The sequence below is a fragment of the Xenorhabdus vietnamensis genome (assembly GCF_002127535.1).
Lineage (GTDB): Bacteria > Pseudomonadota > Gammaproteobacteria > Enterobacterales > Enterobacteriaceae > Xenorhabdus > Xenorhabdus vietnamensis.
In genome coordinates this window covers 105,258-108,760 of the sequence record NZ_MUBJ01000015.1, presented here as the reverse complement: position 1 = coordinate 108,760, position 3,503 = coordinate 105,258, and the positions used below count along the sequence as shown (strand labels likewise).

Below are 3,503 nucleotides of genomic sequence, written 5' to 3'. Positions count from 1 at the left end.
ACTCTCACATGGGGAGACCCCACACTACCATCGGCGCTACGGCGTTTCACTGCTGAGTTCGGCATGGGGTCAGGTGGGACCACCGCGCTATTGCCGCCAGACAAATCCTGGTTTCAACCCCGAACAAGCTGTCATCTGCTTTGAAACTTTGTCATCTGCTCTCTCAGCCCAAAACACCTTCGGTGTTGTCAGGTTAAGCCGCACGGTTCATTAGTACTGGTTAGCTCAACGTCTCGCAACGCTTACACACCCAGCCTATCCACGTCCTCGTCTCGAACGTTCCTTCAGTGTCCTCAAGGGACAAGGGAAGACTCATCTCAAGGCAAGTTTCCCGCTTAGATGCTTTCAGCGGTTATCTCTTCCGCACTTAGCTACCGGGCAGTGCCATTGGCATGACAACCCGAACACCAGTGGTGCGTCCACTCCGGTCCTCTCGTACTAGGAGCAGCCCCTTTCAATCTTCCAACGCCCACGGCAGATAGGGACCGAACTGTCTCACGACGTTCTAAACCCAGCTCGCGTACCACTTTAAATGGCGAACAGCCATACCCTTGGGACCTACTTCAGCCCCAGGATGTGATGAGCCGACATCGAGGTGCCAAACACCGCCGTCGATATGAACTCTTGGGCGGTATCAGCCTGTTATCCCCGGAGTACCTTTTATCCGTTGAGCGATGGCCCTTCCATGCAGAACCACCGGATCACTAAGACCTACTTTCGTACCTGCTCGAGCTGTCACTCTCGCAGTCAAGCTAGCTTATGCCTTTGCACTAACCTCACGATGTCCGACCGTGATTAGCTAACCTTCGTGCTCCTCCGTTACGCTTTGGGAGGAGACCGCCCCAGTCAAACTACCCACCAGACACTGTCCGCAACCCGGATGACGGGCCTACGTTAGAACCTCAAACATTCAAGGGTGGTATTTCAAGGTTGGCTCCATGCAGACTGGCGTCCACACTTCCAAGCCTCCCACCTATCCTACACATCAAGGCTCCAGGTTCAGTGTCAAGCTATAGTAAAGGTTCACGGGGTCTTTCCGTCTTGCCGCGGGTACACTGCATCTTCACAGCGAGTTCAATTTCACTGAGTCTCGGGTGGAGACAGCCTGGCCATCATTACGCCATTCGTGCAGGTCGGAACTTACCCGACAAGGAATTTCGCTACCTTAGGACCGTTATAGTTACGGCCGCCGTTTACTGGGGCTTCGATCAAGAGCTTCGCCTTGCGGCTAACCCCATCAATTAACCTTCCAGCACCGGGCAGGCGTCACACCGTATACGTCCACTTTCGTGTTTGCACAGTGCTGTGTTTTTATTAAACAGTTGCAGCCAGCTGGTATCTGCGACTGGCTTCGGCTCCGGGCGCGGGGCCCTTCACCTAGTGCCAGCGTGCCTTCTCCCGAAGTTACGGCACCATTTTGCCTAGTTCCTTCACCCGAGTTCTCTCAAGCGCCTGAGTATTCTCTACCTGACCACCTGTGTCGGTTTGGGGTACGATCCAATGTTACCTAGAGCTTAGAGGCTTTTCCTGGAAGCAGGGCATCAGCTACTTCAGCACCGTGGTGCCTCGTCATCACGCCTCAGTGTTAACAGGTGACCGGATTTGCCAGGTCACCCCACCTACACGCTTAAACCGGGACAAACCGTCGCCCGGCCAGCCTAGCCTTCTCCGTCCCCCCTTCGCAGTAACACCGGGTACGGGAATATTAACCCGTTGCCCATCGACTACGCCTTTCGGCCTCGCCTTAGGGGTCGACTCACCCTGCCCCGATTAACGTTGGACAGGAACCCTTGGTCTTCCGGCGAGCGGGTTTTTCACCCGCTTTATCGTTACTTATGTCAGCATTCGCACTTCTGATACCTCCAGCATGCCTCACAGCACACCTTCAACGGCTTACAGAACGCTCCCCTACCCAACAACACTTGCGTGTCGCTGCCGCAGCTTCGGTGCATGGTTTAGCCCCGTTACATCTTCCGCGCAGGCCGACTCGACCAGTGAGCTATTACGCTTTCTTTAAATGATGGCTGCTTCTAAGCCAACATCCTGGCTGTCTGAGCCTTCCCACTTCGTTTCCCACTTAACCATGACTTGGGGACCTTAGCTGGCGGTCTGGGTTGTTTCCCTCTTCACGACGGACGTTAGCACCCGCCGTGTGTCTCCCGTGATAACATTCTTCGGTATTCGCAGTTTGCATCGGGTTGGTAAGTCGGGATGACCCCCTAGCCGAAACAGTGCTCTACCCCCGAAGATGACTTCACGAGGCGCTACCTAAATAGCTTTCGGGGAGAACCAGCTATCTCCCGGTTTGATTGGCCTTTCACCCCCAGCCACAAGTCATCCGCTAATTTTTCAACATTAGTCGGTTCGGTCCTCCAGTTAGTGTTACCCAACCTTCAACCTGCCCATGGCTAGATCACCGGGTTTCGGGTCTATACCCTGCAACTTAACGCCCAGTTAAGACTCGGTTTCCCTGCGGCTCCCCTATACGGTTAACCTTGCTACAGAATATAAGTCGCTGACCCATTATACAAAAGGTACGCAGTCACACCCCAAAGGGTGCTCCCACTGCTTGTACGTACACGGTTTCAGGTTCTCTTTCACTCCCCTCGCCGGGGTTCTTTTCGCCTTTCCCTCACGGTACTGGTTCACTATCGGTCAGTCAGGAGTATTTAGCCTTGGAGGATGGTCCCCCCATGTTCAGACAGGATACCACGTGTCCCGCCCTACTCATCGAACTCCCACTGCCAGCGTCTTCAGATACGGGGCTATCACCCTTTACTGCCGGCCTTTCCAGACCGTTCTCCTGACGCTGACACTGATGCTGGTTCTGGGCTGCTCCCCGTTCGCTCGCCGCTACTGGGGGAATCTCGGTTGATTTCTTTTCCTCGGGGTACTGAGATGTTTCAGTTCCCCCGGTTCGCCTCATTAACCTATGAATTCAGTTAATGATAGTGCAACGGATTGCACTGGGTTTCCCCATTCGGACATCGCCGGCTGATGGCGCTTCATATCAGCTCACCGGCGCTTTTCGCAGATTAGCACGTCCTTCATCGCCTCTGACTGCCTAGGCATCCACCGTGTACGCTTAGTCGCTTAACCTCACAACCCGAAGGTGTCTTCGGACTGGAGTTTTGAGAGACTCCCCAATCCCGTCTTCACGACTGGGACTGGGTGTTTCAAATTTTCAGCTTGTTCCGGATTGTTAAAGAGCTATTATTGGTAAACCGACTTTACAGCCCGCTTAACAATAATATCAGGGGGCACCGCCTTTCACACAGGGCCTGAGCAGTGTGGCGTCCCCTAGGGGATTCGAACCCCTGTTACCGCCGTGAAAGGGCGGTGTCCTAGGCCTCTAGACGAAGGGGACATCGAGTCTTCTTCGCAGACGCGCTGCTCATATTACATTTCATCAGACAATCTGTGTGAGCACTGCAACAAAAACTACTATCTCTAGGTAAGGAGGTGATCCAACCGCAGGTTCCCCTACGGTTACCTTGTTACGA

1 tRNA gene and 2 rRNA genes are annotated in these 3,503 nt (G+C 54.1%); all 3 read right to left on the bottom strand.

Annotated features, from left to right (window positions below):
• The 3 genes from rrf to Xvie_RS26670 all read right to left on the bottom strand — a co-directional run bounded on the left by rrf (position 1) and on the right by Xvie_RS26670 (position 3,367).
• Positions 1-101 (bottom strand): 5S ribosomal RNA (gene rrf / locus Xvie_RS26680).
• Positions 102-189: 88 nt separating this feature from the next.
• Positions 190-3,099: ribosomal RNA gene (locus Xvie_RS26675) — 23S ribosomal RNA — on the bottom strand.
• 192 nt (positions 3,100-3,291) lie between these two features.
• Positions 3,292-3,367 (bottom strand) — tRNA-Glu (locus Xvie_RS26670).
• Between the last annotated feature and the right edge of the window lie 136 nt (positions 3,368-3,503).